This is a genomic window from Sorangium sp. So ce295, assembly GCF_051527405.1.
GTDB lineage: Bacteria > Myxococcota_A > Polyangia > Polyangiales > Polyangiaceae > Sorangium > Sorangium cellulosum_B.
The window spans coordinates 5965537-5979459 of the sequence record NZ_CP150324.1 but is presented as its reverse complement, the minus strand read 5'-3'; the positions used below and the strand labels follow the sequence as shown (position 1 = coordinate 5979459).

13 protein-coding genes are annotated in these 13923 nt (G+C 70.7%); 7 read left to right on the top strand and 6 right to left on the bottom strand.

Going from position 1 to position 13923, the window contains the following annotated elements:
• Positions 1–601: 601 nt before the first annotated feature.
• A complete protein-coding gene (locus WMF11_RS22550) occupies positions 602–2206 on the bottom strand; it encodes a hypothetical protein (RefSeq protein ID WP_437978866.1) in 1605 nt (534 codons plus the stop codon).
• A 286-nt stretch (positions 2207–2492) separates the two neighbouring features.
• On the opposite strand from WMF11_RS22550, the gene WMF11_RS22545 reads away from it, so the two are divergent.
• Complete coding sequence (locus WMF11_RS22545; RefSeq protein WP_437978865.1) at positions 2493–3008, top strand: hypothetical protein; 516 nt, start codon at positions 2493–2495, stop codon at positions 3006–3008.
• Between the two features lie 99 nt (positions 3009–3107).
• On the opposite strand, the gene WMF11_RS22540 is transcribed toward WMF11_RS22545, so the two are convergent.
• From WMF11_RS22540 to WMF11_RS22525, 4 genes are read right to left on the bottom strand one after another with little or no spacing between them, the layout of a single operon-like run.
• Positions 3108–3968 (bottom strand): formylglycine-generating enzyme family protein, encoded by an 861-nt coding sequence (locus WMF11_RS22540; RefSeq protein ID WP_437978864.1) that lies wholly within the window; start codon positions 3966–3968, stop codon positions 3108–3110.
• A complete protein-coding gene (locus WMF11_RS22535) occupies positions 3968–4846 on the bottom strand; it encodes a hypothetical protein (protein ID WP_437978863.1) in 879 nt (292 codons plus the stop codon). The genes WMF11_RS22540 and WMF11_RS22535 overlap by 1 nt, the downstream gene beginning before the upstream one ends.
• Before the next feature lie 4 nt (positions 4847–4850).
• A complete protein-coding gene (locus WMF11_RS22530) occupies positions 4851–6602 on the bottom strand; it encodes a protein kinase domain-containing protein (RefSeq protein ID WP_437910552.1) in 1752 nt (583 codons plus the stop codon).
• A 59-nt stretch (positions 6603–6661) separates the two neighbouring features.
• Positions 6662–7057, bottom strand: coding sequence for a VOC family protein (locus WMF11_RS22525; RefSeq protein ID WP_437910551.1), 396 nt, complete (start codon positions 7055–7057; stop codon positions 6662–6664).
• A 371-nt stretch (positions 7058–7428) separates the two neighbouring features.
• On the opposite strand from WMF11_RS22525, the gene WMF11_RS22520 reads away from it, so the two are divergent.
• The 3 genes from WMF11_RS22520 to WMF11_RS22510 all read left to right on the top strand — a co-directional run bounded on the left by WMF11_RS22520 (position 7429) and on the right by WMF11_RS22510 (position 9425).
• Complete coding sequence (locus WMF11_RS22520; protein ID WP_437910550.1) at positions 7429–7962, top strand: hypothetical protein; 534 nt, start codon at positions 7429–7431, stop codon at positions 7960–7962.
• A 566-nt stretch (positions 7963–8528) separates the two neighbouring features.
• A complete protein-coding gene (locus WMF11_RS22515) occupies positions 8529–8855 on the top strand; it encodes a DUF6968 family protein (protein WP_437910549.1) in 327 nt (108 codons plus the stop codon).
• Positions 8856–9149: 294 nt separating this feature from the next.
• Positions 9150–9425, top strand: a complete 276-nt coding sequence (locus WMF11_RS22510; protein WP_437910548.1) for a hypothetical protein — start codon at positions 9150–9152, stop codon at positions 9423–9425.
• A gap of 434 nt (positions 9426–9859) precedes the next feature.
• Here WMF11_RS22510 and WMF11_RS22505 read toward each other — a convergent pair whose 3' ends face one another.
• On the bottom strand, positions 9860–11107 hold the full coding sequence (locus tag WMF11_RS22505) for a hypothetical protein (RefSeq protein WP_437978862.1): 1248 nt from the start codon (positions 11105–11107) through the stop codon (positions 9860–9862).
• 61 nt (positions 11108–11168) lie between these two features.
• Between WMF11_RS22505 and WMF11_RS22500 the strand changes: the two genes are divergently transcribed.
• The 3 genes from WMF11_RS22500 (at position 11169) to WMF11_RS22490 (ending at position 13796) form a co-directional block, all read left to right on the top strand.
• Positions 11169–11336, top strand: coding sequence for a hypothetical protein (locus tag WMF11_RS22500; protein WP_437978861.1), 168 nt, complete (start codon positions 11169–11171; stop codon positions 11334–11336).
• A 989-nt stretch (positions 11337–12325) separates the two neighbouring features.
• Positions 12326–13264: a helix-turn-helix transcriptional regulator gene (locus WMF11_RS22495; protein WP_437978860.1), complete on the top strand. Its 939-nt coding sequence runs from the start codon at positions 12326–12328 to the stop codon at positions 13262–13264.
• Positions 13265–13406: 142 nt separating this feature from the next.
• The gene (locus WMF11_RS22490; protein WP_437554711.1) at positions 13407–13796 is read left to right on the top strand and encodes a nuclear transport factor 2 family protein; all 390 of its coding nucleotides are present in this window, start codon (positions 13407–13409) and stop codon (positions 13794–13796) included.
• The last annotated feature ends 127 nt before the right edge of the window (positions 13797–13923 follow it).

The following is a 13923-nucleotide window of genomic DNA, read 5'->3' as shown; positions in this document are numbered from 1 at the left end:
GCAAGTAAAATTTGTGACAAATCTCACTGGCGATGACGGCGTGGGCGCTTCGGTTGACTGTGCTCCGGGACACATGTCCGCGTCGAGTGGCCCAAACGCCGGTGTCGAGTGGCCCAGATGCGAGATCTGCGAGGCTATTCGGGCCACCACCGGCGGACGAAGACGCCGCGAACCGTGACCGGTTTTCGATCCGCTTCGACAGCGGCCGGCGCCGCTCGAAGCCATGGCGGGCTCGATCTCACGGATCTCACCGCATCCGGCGAGGGTGATGGCAGGGGCAAGGATCAGCAGAGCAGAAGCGATGTTGCGCATGGCGTGACCTCCGCCGAACAGGTTACGTTCCGGCCGCGGAGCCACTTCTTAATCTTCCCTTAAAGCGATTCGCGCGCTCCCTCCCGCGGCCGGAGGAGAGGAGGCGGAGGGGGCGGATGACGCTCGGGGAGAGCCGCCCGTTTCAGGGACTTCGGTGGTAGGCGTGACGTCACGAAAGTGCTTGAAAGTCGCGGCCGGGGATTGCGACGGGGCCGCCATCGATTCGCCTCCTGTGCCGCTTGAACCCAACTCGTCCTCCAGCGTGATTTTCGCCCAGCCGCGCGTTCGTCTAGAATCCCTTCTTCCGGAGGACGAACTGTCCGCCATCCGTCGGCGGAGCGTAGCTCTTTCCCGAAAAATCGAGGGCCGTTTCCCACGCCCCGCTGACCCAAACGCCGCCTTTCGTATCGACGGCGACGTGCGTCAGGCCGTTCGGGTTGCCGGTCGCGAACTCGACGCTCTCGCCCTTCGCTCCGTCTGCCGCGAAGCGCGTGAGGCGCCCTCCTTTTGCATCTTCTTCCGTGCCGAGCCAGCCGAAGCGACCGGCCACGTAGCTTTGACCATCGCCGCCGAGGGCCAGCGCGTTGCCGTAATAGTCTGGTCCGCCGAGCCGGCTCGCCCAATGCACTGTCTCACCGTCCTCGAAATCATAGAGGACCGACTCCGATCTTTCCTCGTCGAAGGTGTCCGTATGATCGAGGAAGGTCGATGTCGACGTTTGTGAGGCGAGGAGGAGGAGGCGCCCAGAGGCGGTCGACTTCAGGTCCTTCACATAGTCGAAGCTCGCCCCGCCAAAGCGGAGCGCGCGCAGAGGATCGCCGCTCTCCGGGTCGAGCCAGGCGAGCCAGCCGTTGTAAACAGCTGGATCGTCCTGCCCTCCAGCCTTCTTGAGCTCTGTCTCTCCGATCGTGAGTGTTCCAGTAAACGCGCCGCCGGCGAGGATCTCGCCGTCACGATTGAAAGTGAGGGCAATCGTGTATCCCTGGCGGATGTCGTGCTCGAACGTCGTGCTCCAGATCGCTTCGAGGGTCGACCCGGAGAACTTCATGATCTGAGGTTTTTGTACGGATGCGTCGTCGTTGTACACGCCGAGGCCAACGACGAGGTCGCCGTCCGCGTCGACCGCGATCGCGCTCAGAGGAGAGCTGCCTTCGAGAGTGACGCCGGCCGCAAGGGCGATCGAAAAATCGGGGTTCACCTTGACCAGATAAAACCCGTCCTCGACGGCCGTGAGAGTGAGCTCGCCGAAGGTCATGTTCATGTAGAGCTGACCGACGAGGAAGATCGAGCCTTCCGCGTCGATCGCCATCAACTCTGGCTCAGCGGCTCCGGGCAGCGCGAGCGCGTGGAGGACTTCTCCGGTCGCCGAGTACTCCGCAAGAAAGGGTTCGCCGATCGACTCGGGGAGGAGCTCGGCGGGAGCTCGAGCTCCGACCGTGATGACCGAGCCGTTCTTGGTCGCTGCGAGCGGTTGACCGAGGCCAAAGGCGTTGCGCCGCGGGAAGCTCAGAAGGAATTCCTCGCCGGCCCCATCGGGGTCGGGCTGCGCTCCGCCGCTCCCGGTCGCGCCGCCGCTTGCCGCGCCACCCGCGCCAGCTCCGCCATTCGCTCCACCCGACGCCGTTCCACCGGCGCCCGCGCCCCCGGCTGACGCATCTCCGCCGGACGCGCTCTCCGCGCTCGCCGCCAGTCCGACCGTCGTCCCGCACGCGAGGAGAACGAGGGGCAACGCGAGAGCGATGAAGCGGCGTATTTGCGCCATCGGCATCTGACCAAGGCCGCCTTTGGCACACTCTGACACGCGTCCAAGGTCGCGATCTCCTCGGCCGAGGCCGAGGACCAGAGCGATTTCAGAGTTTTTCCGGAGATTTCGAAGAGGCGAGGAGTGGGGCATCGTCCCCCGTCGGAGCACACTTCGTGCCGCTTTGATTCCTCATCCTCGAGTGACGAATGGGAGTCTTCCTGCAGAGGAAATTTTTCGGTCACCTCCGGGGTTCCCCCCCCTACGTCAGGGAAGATGTCGCCGAGGGAGCACGCGCAGCGAGATCTCGCAAGCTCCCCAGCTCGCCTTCAACAGGTGGATATCGCTCTCCCCTGCGTCCCTTGCGTCCCTCGCGCTCTTGCGGTGTCCTTCCATGGATCACGTCGTTGATGGCGGGGGATCGCATCGGAGGACGAGCATGGAGAGCTTTTCGCGGTGGACGATGGGCGTGTGTGGGCTCGGGCTGGTCGTGGCCCTGACGGGAGCCGCCGGCTGCCTCGGCACGGCCGATGGGGAGGACGCATCGCTGGCCGAGCCGAGCACGGCGGGGGCGCAAGCGCTGACCGGGTGGCAGTGCGCGGCGTGCGTCAGCGGTGAAACCACGCACTCCGTGTCGCTGAGCCAGGGCAGCGCGCTCGGCTGCGCGAACGGTGAGGCCTACCGCTGCGAGCTCATCCCCTGGGCCACGCGGGCGTCCTTCGCGCATTGCGGCGCCTCCGTCGCCTGTCCGCCCGGCTGGTACGTGAGCGGCTCGCAGAGCGGGCCGAGCTACTGCGCCGGGATCTACGATCGGATCTCGTGCGGTGCGGTGCCGTATCCGAGCGGGTCTTACGCGACGTGCGACCCGATCTGCTACCCTGGCTTCACCGAGACGGCGGTGAATGCCGGCGTGCCGAGCTGTGATTACCAGGACAAGCGCACCTGCGTGAAGTGAGCGGCGGCGCCACCTCCCGTCGCGAGCCAGATCCCTCCGGCGAGCGCGCACGGGCCTCGGGGACGGCATCGGTCTCGCCCGTCGTCAACGGCCTCCGCGCTACCCGCTGCAGCAGCGGAACCCGATCGTATGATCGGTGTCGGCGCGCTCGCGCTCGTCCCGCGCGTCGCACCGGAGCTCGTCGAGCGTTCCCTCGCTGTCGAACGCCCCGCCCCGGGTCCTGCAGAGGTCTCCGGAGCCGACGTCGTCGGAGCACGCGTCTTCCCACTCGCGGACGTTTCCGCTCATGTGCTGCAGGCCGAGATAGCCGCCCTCGCACGCCAGGCTGGTGTCGTCGCCGACCGGCACCGTCTCGGTGCTGTCACCGTTGCAGTGGAGAGCGTCGAACTCGCCGGTGGAGTGAGCGAGCGCGCCGTGCTTGCTGCACGCGTCGAACCACTCGCCCTGCGCCATGTCACCGCGGAACGGCAGCGGGCCGCCGTGGCGCTCGCCGCAGAGGCGCTTGCCCTGGCTCTTGCAGAAGGCGAGCGCGTCGCACCAGTCGACGCAGGTGGCGGGGTGCTCGTCCTCCTTGCGGCGCATCGTGCACACGAGGGGCGCGTCGGGCCCGGCGTCGTCGAAATCGAAGGTGCTGTTGAACGAGCAGAACGGCGCCTGCGCCGCGACGTCCGGCTGCGTGGCGAGGAAGGCGCGGTAGGCGACGTTCGACACCTCCGTCCGATCGATGCAGAACGAGCTCTCGATCGTCACCATGCCGGCGGGGCACTGGCAGACCCCCTCGGTGCACGCGGCCGTCGTGCAGTCGGCGCTGGCGTCGCAGGGCTGGCCGTACAGGCACGAGGCGTTGCCGGCCCCGGGCTCGCAGGTGAGGCCGTGCAGCGGGCGCAGGAGCGAGCACGCCGAGAGGAGCGCCGCCGCGAGGGCGGCGGCGGCGCCGCGGGCGCGGCCCGACGCGCGCATCAGAAGGCCCCCGCGACGCCCGCGGCGTTGCCGGCGATGAACGGCCAGAGCGCCGTCGCGCCGGCCTTCGGGGGCTGCGCCGCGGTCGGCCGGGTCATGTAGAGCCACGCAGCGGCCCCCAGGGCGACGACGCCCACGCCGAGGCCGATGTCAGCAACCGCGTGCTGGACCCGGATGGCGCGCACCTCGCCCTCCGCGCAGCGCGGGGCGCACGTGGCGCGCAGGTCGGCCTCGGCGTTCAGCGAGAGGGCGCCGGCGACGGCGAACACCGCGAGCCCAGCGACGCCGACGGCGCCGGAGGCCCACACGAGCCCCGGGACCGAGGGCTCCGCGGGCGGCGCGGCGCGCGGGGCGACCGGGCGAGGCGAGGGGGGCGCGCCGGCCGAAGGTGCGCCGAGGGTCACGGTGAGCAGGCGGTTCTTCTCGCCCTCGCGGATCAGCACGCGCTCCTCGACGGCGGGGCCCGTCGCGGGCTCGAAGCGGAAGGTGTGCGGGCCCGGGTCGACCGGCAGCGCCTTGCCGTCGAGCGCCGCGGCGAGGGGGCGCCCGTCCACGAGCACGCGCACGTCGAGGCGCTCTCGCCCGTGCGCGTCCTTCGCGGCGACGACCACGGAGGGCAGGCTCTGCTCGACCGCGGCGAGCCACGGCCCGCAGTCGGCGACGGCGGCCGCCGGGCACGTCGGCTGCGAGCAGACGACCAGCGCGGCGCGCGCCTCGATCAGCCGGCCGTCGTGGCGGAGGCCCTGCGCGCGCTCGTAGGCGTCTGCGCACGCCTGCTTGTCGGGCGCGGCGTCGGCGCGGGCGCCGGTGAGCGAGAGCGCCGCGGCGGCGGCGAGGGAGAGCGCGAGCCGGGCGCGGGCGGGACACGGAGGGTTCATCGGTTCACAGGCACTCAGGCTTGAGCCGGCGTATGCCGGCCTTGTCCACGGTATAGGGCGGGGAGCAGCGCTGGGCGTCAGCGCGGGTCGCGCGTGCCGCGGGGGCAGGCGCGCGCGCGCCGGCTGCAGGGCGCGCCGGGCGCTGTGCGGGCGCTGGCGCGACGGCGCTCGCCGGGTCGGCCGCGGGGGCGCTCGCCGGGTCAGGCGCGGCGGTGCTCGATGGGGCAGCCGCGGCGGTGCTCGATGGGGCAGCCGCGGCGGTGCTCGAGGGGTCAGGCGCGGCGCTCGTCGGGGCAGTCGCGGCGGTGCTCGATGGGCTCGCTGCGACGGCGCTCGCCGCGCTCGCCGTCGAGGCGCCGGCCGGCTGCGCCGCGGGCGCCGCGTGGACCGCGCGCGCGGCGTCCTCCGGGCCGGGAGGGGCGCGGCGCCACGACTGCGTCGCGAGCGCGGCCGCGCCGCCGAGGAGCAGCGCGCCGAGCAGCGCGAGCAGCGGGCGCGCGCGCTTCCTCGCCGTGGGGGGCGGACCATCGGGCCGCGCGCCGTCGGTCGCAGGCAGTCCCAGCGAGATCCCGCTGGACGTCACCGATCCGGGCGTGGGCTCGGCCGCCGGCGTCCCCTGATCGAGGGCCCTCGACGGGATCGAGGGCGCGGTCTCTGCCAGCCCGCGCGCCGGGCCGCCCGGCGGCGTGGGCTCGCCTTCGTCTTTTGCCCCGTCGCCGGGCGCGCCCGACCCACCCCGCGCGGTCGCCCCCGAGCTGGCCGTCGCCGGGCCGCCCGGGATCCCCGCCGACGCGCTCTCGATGGCGGCGACGCGCGCCGCCCGCCGCGCGAGCGCGTCGCCGGCGAGCGCCTCCACCCACTCGCCCACGGCGCGCGGCGACGCGAGCGGGACGGCGTCCTCGATGGCGACCGCGAGCTCGCGGGCGGTCGGGTAGCGGCCCTCCGGGTTCCGCTCGAGGGCACGGAGGACGATGGCGTCGAGCGCAGGCGGCACGTGCGCCGCGAGCGAGCTAGGGGGCAGGATCGGCTCCTCGAGCACGGCCCGGATGAGGTCGCCCTCGTCGCCGCCGTCGAAGAGCCGGCGGCCTGCGAGCGCCTCCCAGAGGACCGCGCCCGCCGCGAACACGTCGGTCCGCCGGGTCACGTCGGCGCAGAGGAGCTGCTCGGGCGCCATGTACGCGAGCTTGCCCTTGATCTGCCCGCCGCGGGTGGTGCTGAGCCGCCCGCGCGCCTTGGCGATGCCGAAGTCGAGCAGCCGCGCCGTCCCGTCGACGCCGACGAGCACGTTCTCGGGCGAGACGTCCCGGTGCACGATGCCGAGCGGCTCGCCCGACTCGCTGCGCGCCTCGTGGGCCGCGTGCAGGCCGTGGAGCGCGCCGCACGCGATGCTCGCGACGATGGGCACCGGCGCCGGCGCGCCGCCCGCGCGCGCCGCCCGGAGCAGCCGCGCCAGCGACTCGCCCCGCACGTACTCCATGACCAGGAACGCCTCGTCCTCGGCGACGAGGAGGTCGACCATGGCGACGACGTTGGGGTGCTGGATGCGCGCGACGATGCGGGCCTCGTCGCGCAGGCTCTCGGCGATCTCGGGCGCCTCGGCGAGCGCGGGGTGCAGCCGCTTGATGGCCACGGTGCGCGAGAAGCCCGCGTCGCCGACGAGCCGGCCGAGGTGCACGGACGCCATCCCGCCGGACGCGATCGGGCTGTACAGCAGATACCGCCCGATGGGCTTGGGCTGCGACGGCTCCGGCGACATGCCGGTGGGATGATACACGAGCGCGCCCGGCGCCGCCTGGGAGGCGCCGGCAGTGTGCCTCAGCTCGGGAGGGGCGTGCTCGGTTCGACGAAGCAGAGGCGGTAGCCGTCGGGGTCGGTGACGACGATCTCCCGTGTGTGCCACGGCTGGTCGCGCGGCCCGTCGACGGCGGCGCCGGCCGCCGCGGCGCGCGCGGCGATGGTCTCGATGCCGCGGTCGCCGGCGGCGCTGAAGCAGACGATGACGCCGAGGCCGCGCTGCCCGGCGAGCGAGACCCCCGGCGGCGTCGCGACGAGGAAGAGATCGGCGTATCGTGCCCAGCGCAGGTGGATGAACACCGGGTCCTGGTGGACGCGGGTGAAGCCGAGGAGCTCGTAGAACGAGGCGGAGCGCTCCGCGTCGGCGACGAGGAGCTTGACGTAGGCGGGCATCACGTAGGGGTCGTCGCCGGGCATGGTCGCTGGGCGCGAAGGTGCGCTGCGCCGCGCCGGAAGGCAAGGCGCGAGCGCCGGACGGGGCAGCGGCCGCCCGCGAGCCCGGCGGTCCGCTGGGCAGCGCGAGAGATCGAGAGAGCGGAACGGGTTCTGGGATGGAAGGTCAATTCTCTCCGCTGCTCGCGCGCATGTTCGCTGACAAGACGCTCTCTCTCGAAGCGGTGCTCTCTTACCGCGGAACCGTGTGCGCACGGGCGAATGCCCGGAACGGAGCGACTCATGTCCTTTCGGATGCGCTCGCCGAGTTTCTATTTGACGCCCAGAGCACACTCGGAAGAATAACGAGTGCATCCGCACCGTGTGTCGCCGCCGCTCGGCGAGGAGCCTGCACCATGTCGATGCGCTTCCACGGCAAGCTTGGCCTTTTCTGCGCTTGTTCCCTCGTCGTCGCTCCCGCGCCGGCGCTGGCGCTCGAGTTCAGCGGCGGCGTGAGCGTCGGTGGGATCCAGGTCGGGACCGAGCCCGAGCTCGCCGTGAGCCCCTTCATCGGGTGGCTGTGGCGCAGGACGGGCGACTTCAGGATCGAAGTCCACAACGTGCTCAGCGTCGTCCCAGGGGCAGGCGTCGGGGTCTACGATCGGACGGCGGTCACCTTCGGGTACACCACGAAGACCGGCAACGTCAGCCTCGGGCCGTCGCTGTCGATCTACATGATGCAGGTGTGCGGCGCCGTGATCTGCGATCGCGTGATGGGGGTCGCTCCGGGCGGCCGCGCTCAGTCCGACTGGTACTTCGCCGGGCGCCTGGGGGCGTCGACGAGCGTCAACGTGGACTGGGCCGGCGGGAGCAGCCGTGTCCTTCCCGGCGGCATGGTCCTGATGGTCACGGCTGGGCCTATCTGGAGGTTCGGGGGAGAGTCGAAATGAAGAGGCGGATCGTTCTTCTGGTGCTCGGTCTCACGGGGTGCAACTTCGACATGGGAGAGTGCTACGTCCGGGGTCATGGAACGGAGGGGGCCGGCGGGGGCATCATCACCCCTACCGGCGGGGTCGGAGGCTTCGGGTATGTTCCGCTGGAGCCGCAGAATCACACCGGCTACGACGAGGACCCGTGCAGCGGCGGCTCACAGCTCGCCGAGTGCACGGTGACGTGGAAGGCTGGCTCGACTCAGTGCAAGAACTGGGGAGAGGCCGGTGCCTGCACCTCGCTCTACCAGGGCCAGCATGCGAGCCTGGACGAAGCCAAGGAGCGATGTGAGTATGCCAACGGGGTCCACCTCGGCTCGGGCGCGCAGTCATGCGGCCCGTGCCGATGGGTGACGAACTCAAGCTCGATTAGTAGCTCTTGTCGGCAGCATTGCGTCGATGTAGCGGAGGCGTGCGAAGCGGACTGTCGCAAGCTTCCTGAGAGCGACAAGCCAGCTCGTCGGAGGTGCTGGGAAAAGTGTAATAACGAATATGCTGAGTGCATCAAAAAGTGCAAGGACTAAACAATGAGTTCTACTGCGGCCATCAGGGCGCTGGTGCGCACCCTCGAAATGACGCTGCCCGGTTCGAGCGACGTCCATGCCATCGTTGTTCGCATCGGGCTTCCAGAGCCCGATCCCCTTCCGGGAGGAGACTTCCGAGTGCTACTTGAGATCAGTGGGTTCGAGGAGCCGTACTCTCGCCACTTTTATGGTGTCGATGAACTCCAGGCATTTCTCGCGGCATGCTGGATCGTACCGCCGATCCTCACCACGCTTGCTCCCGCCGGGGCGAGATTAAGATGGCTTGGCGAAGACGACCTCGGGTTCGGGACTTCTTCTGCTACCCCCTGAACGAGCGCCGAGCTTTGCAAGGCGAAACTTGAGCGAGTGGACGCGCTCGTGGACACCCGCGCTCAGCGCCGCGCTCTCGGGGCGGTGCTTGAGCTCGGTCAGATGGCCGGCGAGGTGTTCAGCGTCGCCGGGATGAGTCCCGCGAGCACGAGACCGGGGCGAGGTCACCGTCCGCTTGGTCGAGCACGCCGCGGGTGGCAACCGCGGGATTGAGCGAAATGCTGGCGAGCATGTAGCGCGCCGGCGTCGCGCTACATGGTGCCGAGTCAGTCGCTGCCTCAAGGACTGCGAAAGATGAATATATTAGAGATCGTCTCCACCTTCACGCCGTCCGATGGAAGCGCGCCACGGACCATAACGATCCGCATTGGCGATCTACGCGAGGACCCCGACGGACTCTGGTCTGTGTCCGTGGACGTGCTCGGCTTTAAGACCGATGATCACGTACGTCTCAAGGGCGCTGACTGGCTGAACACCATCGAGAGTGCGGCTGGGTTTATTCGGCAGCTCGCTGGAGGCAAGGTCAGGGATGACGGCGGCACCATGACCCCGCTCCTCCTTCCGCCTTGACGTCTGCGCCGCGAGAGTCCGAGCTCGCTTCGCGCGGCCTTCGGTGTCGAGGCGCCCCTGGACCGCAGCGGCCGTGCCAGAGTCCGCTTGCCCCTTCCTGCAGGCGTCTGGATGTCCTGGTCCGCGTTGGCGCTCCCTCGGCCCAGCTGGAGAACTCGCGACAGCAGGCCTCAATCCGTCGCACAGGGCGAGCCCGCTCAAGCGACCGCCGCCGCCGCCCTGGCCCGGCGTGCCCCAGGTGCCGTCGGCTGCTGCACGACGACGTCGTCCATGGCGTAGAAGCGCTCGTTGGTCTTTGGCTCCACCGCTCGCGATCCTCGGCGCAGATCTCGAGGAGTTGCTCGACATCGTACGTCGCAGCGCCATCGTCGCCCTTGGCGGCTGGCGCACCCGATCAGCTTGAAAGCCCGAGGGCTTTCTCATGAAGGCACAGATCAGGGCGAGAGCTTCAGAAGGAAGACATCTCGCATCTGGGCGGAGATCGGGCCGTCTCCGAGATCGACCGTGCCCTCGAATCCGCCGAGAACGAAGACGTTGCCCCCGGGGTCTGTGTCGATATCCCATCCGAACTGCGCTCCGGCGCCGCTGAAGTATCGGCTCCAGAGCGCGTCCCCGCGGGGGTCGAGCTTGGCGACGAAAGCCTCTTCCACCGCGCCGTCGCCGCTGCCGATAGGCCCGTTGCCGAAGTCGATCGTGCCGTCGAAGCAGCCCGTCAGCACGGTGCTGCCCTGATCGTCCACCGCGAGCTGGTGATGGACCACGCTCATGCCGTCGCCGAATTGCCTGCTCCAGATGTGCTGTCCATCGGGATCGAGCTTCGCGACGGCGATACCAGAGCTCGCGGTGAGAGCGCCTCCGCCGAAGTCCACCGTGCCGTCGAGCGCCGCGAGGACGTGCAGATCCCCCTTCTCATCCGTATCGATGTCGAGGCCGGTCTGATTGAGCGCACCGCCGAAACGCTTGCTCCAGCGCGGGGTGCCGTCGGGGTCGAGCTTCGCCACGAAGATGTCTCGGTCCCCCGCGCTGACGAGGGGGCCACCGCCGAGATCAATGGTTCCGCCGAAATCGCCCATGACGAGCACATTGCCCTGCCTGTCCAGTGCGACGCCCCTGCAGGCCTGGTAGTCGTGATCTCCGAAGAGCTTCCCCCAGAGCACCTCGCCGGCGGGATTGAGCTTCAGAACGAAGGCATCGACGCCGCCGGCGCTCACGATCGGCTCGTCGCCGATGGGAATGGATCCCCTCGCGCCGCCGGTGACGACCGCGTTCCCGGCTCGGTCGACCGCGATGTGGGGCGCGAGCTGAACGGCATCGTTACCGAAGCGCCTCGCCCAGAGGAGGCGGCCATCGGGGTCAACCTTCGCGACCAGGATATCCTGGCCCTCCGTCGCGCCTGCCATGGGACCCGCACCGAGGTCGATGGTGCCACGGGCCAGGCCTGCGGCGAGCAGATTGCCCTGCGCGTCGGCGGCGAGGGTCGAGTACTTTGCGATGCCGCTCGCCGTGTTCGGCAAGGCGACGTTCCAGAGGCAGGTACCCGACGCGTCGAGCTTGGCGACGAAGGCGCCGAGTTCCAGGGCGTCGAGGGGCCCTGACGCTGCGCTCAAGGGGCCGCAGCCGAGATCGGTCGATTCGTAGATCTCGGCCGACAAGAAGACGTTCCCTTTTGAATCTGCCGCCACGGCGCGGGGACTCTCCGCTCCGGAACCCGCGATCGTCTTGCTCCAGGGTAGATCGTCCGGCGTGGCTGTTCCTCCGGTGCCCGTGGTCGTTCCCGCGCCTCCGGTGCCCGTGGTCGTTCCTGCGCCTCCGGTGCCGGTGGTCGTTCCTGCGCCTCCGGTGCCCGTGGCCGTCTCCGCGCCTCCGGTGCTGGTCGCGCTGCCGTCGCCGCCTGTTCCTCCGCTGCGCTGATCCGGAATGACGACCGAGGAGCATGCCGCGAGGCATGCTGCGGCGAGCAGCGCAGCACCGCGTCCGGGCGATCCGCCGTTCTGAAAAGCCACCCATCGAGTGCTGTTCATCCAATGCCTCCGTTGTGAATCCGTGTCGATCGCCCGAACGCTCGACGGCAACATCAGCATGACCGTAGCGCACGCGCCACCGTCGCGACGTAGGCCCTGCGCCTCGGACCGACCGCGGTAACAGCGTCCCGGCGCGCATCACCTTCGCCCGGAGGTGGTACTACCGCCACCCAGGCGACACGGGGTGGCCGACGTCGGTCGCGCCCATCACCCGCGCCGATCTGCCGGCGACACTTCAGGTCGGCATGATCGCCAACACGGGCGTGCGGTCCCCCGACTACGTCTCCATCTTCGATCGCATCACCTTCGAGCCGGTCGGCGCGGGTTGCGATAGCTGACATGACGTGGCCGGCGCGCCTCCACGGTCGTTCGGCCCGCGAACCTTCCCGTGACCGAGGCTGCTTGTCACTCGGAGCGGGGACCCATGAGGATAGGCCCCGGCGGAGCGGGATGGCACGATTACGCGGATTTGCGCGGGTTTCGAGGGGGGCAAGGCAGATGTCTACTCGCCGACAGTCCGCGCCAGGTGCTCTTCGCGACCCTGACGCAGACCATCACCGCCGCCCACGCGGCGGGCAACCTCACGACCGCGCAGATCGCCGCTCGCACCCTCTCGGAGCTCCTGAGCGCCCCGCCGGCGATGCCGCGGGCAGCGCCTGTCGTCGACCTCGCTAGCACCAACGAGGAGGCAGCCTTCACTCCACAGCCTGCGGGCGCGCCGAAGGCGATATCGCGCTCTGGCGGCGAGAGATCGCCCAGGAGGGGGAGGTTAGCGCGCGCGCCCTTCGCCCTCGCGGGCGCACGACCGTGGCGGCCCGCGCGCGCAGGTGCCACACTCGCGCGCGGCCGGCCACACGCCTGTCGCTGCGTCCACACGCCGTGTCGCAGAACGTCAGCCTGCAGCTGCTCCACCTCGCGCTCGCGCAGCGCGTCCGCGCGCGCGACGCGCACGTCGCGCGCGCGCCCGACCCCGCCCTGCAGGCCCTCAGCCCCGCGGCGCCGCTGCGGGCGCTCGTCGCGGAGCGCGCACGCGTCGGTGGGCTCGGCGCCGTCTTCGCGCTGGGCGACGGGCTCGACGCGCTGACCTTCTCGCCGACGCTCTACCTGCTCGAGAGCGCCGCGAGCGTGGCGCAGCTCGCGCATCGCTGGAGCGCGCTCGAGCGCGCTTGGGGCGTGCGCCACCAGACGCGGTTCGCGCTCGACGGCGCCGGCGCGCTGCAGCTCGCGGCGCAGCCGTACGCCGGCGCTCTCGCCCCCGCGAGCCAGACCGTGATGATCACCGGGGTGCTCGCCGCGTTGCTGCGCCGGATGGGCCACGGCGAGCTCGTCGTCGCGGCGCGCGCCGCGCGCGGACCGTGGCGCGAGCTCGCCTGCGACGCCCATTGGCTCGGGCCCGCGTCGCTTGCCGAGCCGCCGGTCGCGCTCCGCCTCGCGTGGTCGCGCCGGACCGCGCCGGCGCCGTCCGCGCGCCAGACGTTGCACCCGCCGAGCGCCGCGGACGACCCGGTCGCCGCCACCCTCGCGGCGATCGCGCGCGAGCTGCACGCGCCGTGGACACCGCAGGGCCTCGCGCACGCCACGCGCCAGTCGGTCCGCACGCTGCAGCGCCGGCTCGCGGCACACGGCACCACTGCCTCGGCGCTCGCGCGCCGCGTGCGCATGCGCGACGCCACCGTCGCGATCGCCGGCTCGCTTCGGCCGCTCACCGAGATCGCGCACGCGTACGGGTTCAGCGACGCGGCCCACCTGGCGCGCGAGTTCCGCGCCGCGTCGGGCATGCCGCCGAGCGCGTACCGCGCGGTCGCGCGCACGCGCTAGCACGCGCCCACGGCGCGGTGCGCGCGCGATGCGGCCGACGATTGGCGCGCAGATTCAAGCCCGCCGCGCGCCCCGCTGCGAGGGTGAGCACGCACCGGCGAGCGACCATGCTCCCCGGTGCAGAAAGGCACGCCCCCTCCGTATGAACCCCGAACGCAACAAGCGGATGCTGCTCGAGCTGTACGACGCCGTGGTCGGCAGGCACTGGGACGCCGTCCGCGCGCTGTTGACCGCCGACTTCGTCGACCACAACCCCGACGCGCGCGCCGCGCCCGGGATGAACGGCTGCGAGGCCTTCATCGCCTATTTCCGCGACGGCGAGACGCCGCTTCACGGCGCGCAGGTCGAGATCCAGCGCATGATCGCCGACGCCGAGTACGCCGTGGTGCACTACAAGCTCGTGAACCCGCGGCGGCCGCGCGGCGTCGCGGTGGTCGACATCTTCCGCGTCGCCGACGGGCGCTTCTGCGAGCACTGGGACGTGCTGCAGGACATCCCGGCCGACGCGCCGAACCCCCGCGCCATGTTCTGAGCGCGCCGCCGCGCACCCACCGCGACGCGCGCCTACCCCTCGCCGAGTTGACAGCCGGTCACCCATCGGCGCACGACACGCCACGCCGTGCGCAGCGCGCTGGGGCGGGGTATTGCCGGGGCGCCCA

Excerpts from the sequence above, each read along its gene's own strand:
- WMF11_RS22530 (WP_437910552.1), bottom strand. The coding sequence starts at position 6,602 with ATGTCGCCGGAGCCGTCGCAGCCCAAGCCCATCGGGCGGTATCTGCTG.
- WMF11_RS22535 (WP_437978863.1), bottom strand. The coding sequence starts at position 4,846 with ATGAACCCTCCGTGTCCCGCCCGCGCCCGGCTCGCGCTCTCCCTCGCC.
- WMF11_RS22510 (WP_437910548.1), top strand. The coding sequence starts at position 9,150 with ATGAATATATTAGAGATCGTCTCCACCTTCACGCCGTCCGATGGAAGC.
- WMF11_RS22540 (WP_437978864.1), bottom strand. The coding sequence starts at position 3,968 with ATGCGCGCGTCGGGCCGCGCCCGCGGCGCCGCCGCCGCCCTCGCGGCG.
- WMF11_RS22525 (WP_437910551.1), bottom strand. The coding sequence starts at position 7,057 with ATGCCCGGCGACGACCCCTACGTGATGCCCGCCTACGTCAAGCTCCTC.
- WMF11_RS22550 (WP_437978866.1), bottom strand. The coding sequence starts at position 2,206 with ATGCCCCACTCCTCGCCTCTTCGAAATCTCCGGAAAAACTCTGAAATC.
- WMF11_RS22545 (WP_437978865.1), top strand. The coding sequence starts at position 2,493 with ATGGAGAGCTTTTCGCGGTGGACGATGGGCGTGTGTGGGCTCGGGCTG.
- WMF11_RS22515 (WP_437910549.1), top strand. The coding sequence starts at position 8,529 with ATGAGTTCTACTGCGGCCATCAGGGCGCTGGTGCGCACCCTCGAAATG.
- WMF11_RS22490 (WP_437554711.1), top strand. The coding sequence starts at position 13,407 with ATGAACCCCGAACGCAACAAGCGGATGCTGCTCGAGCTGTACGACGCC.
- WMF11_RS22520 (WP_437910550.1), top strand. The coding sequence starts at position 7,429 with ATGTCGATGCGCTTCCACGGCAAGCTTGGCCTTTTCTGCGCTTGTTCC.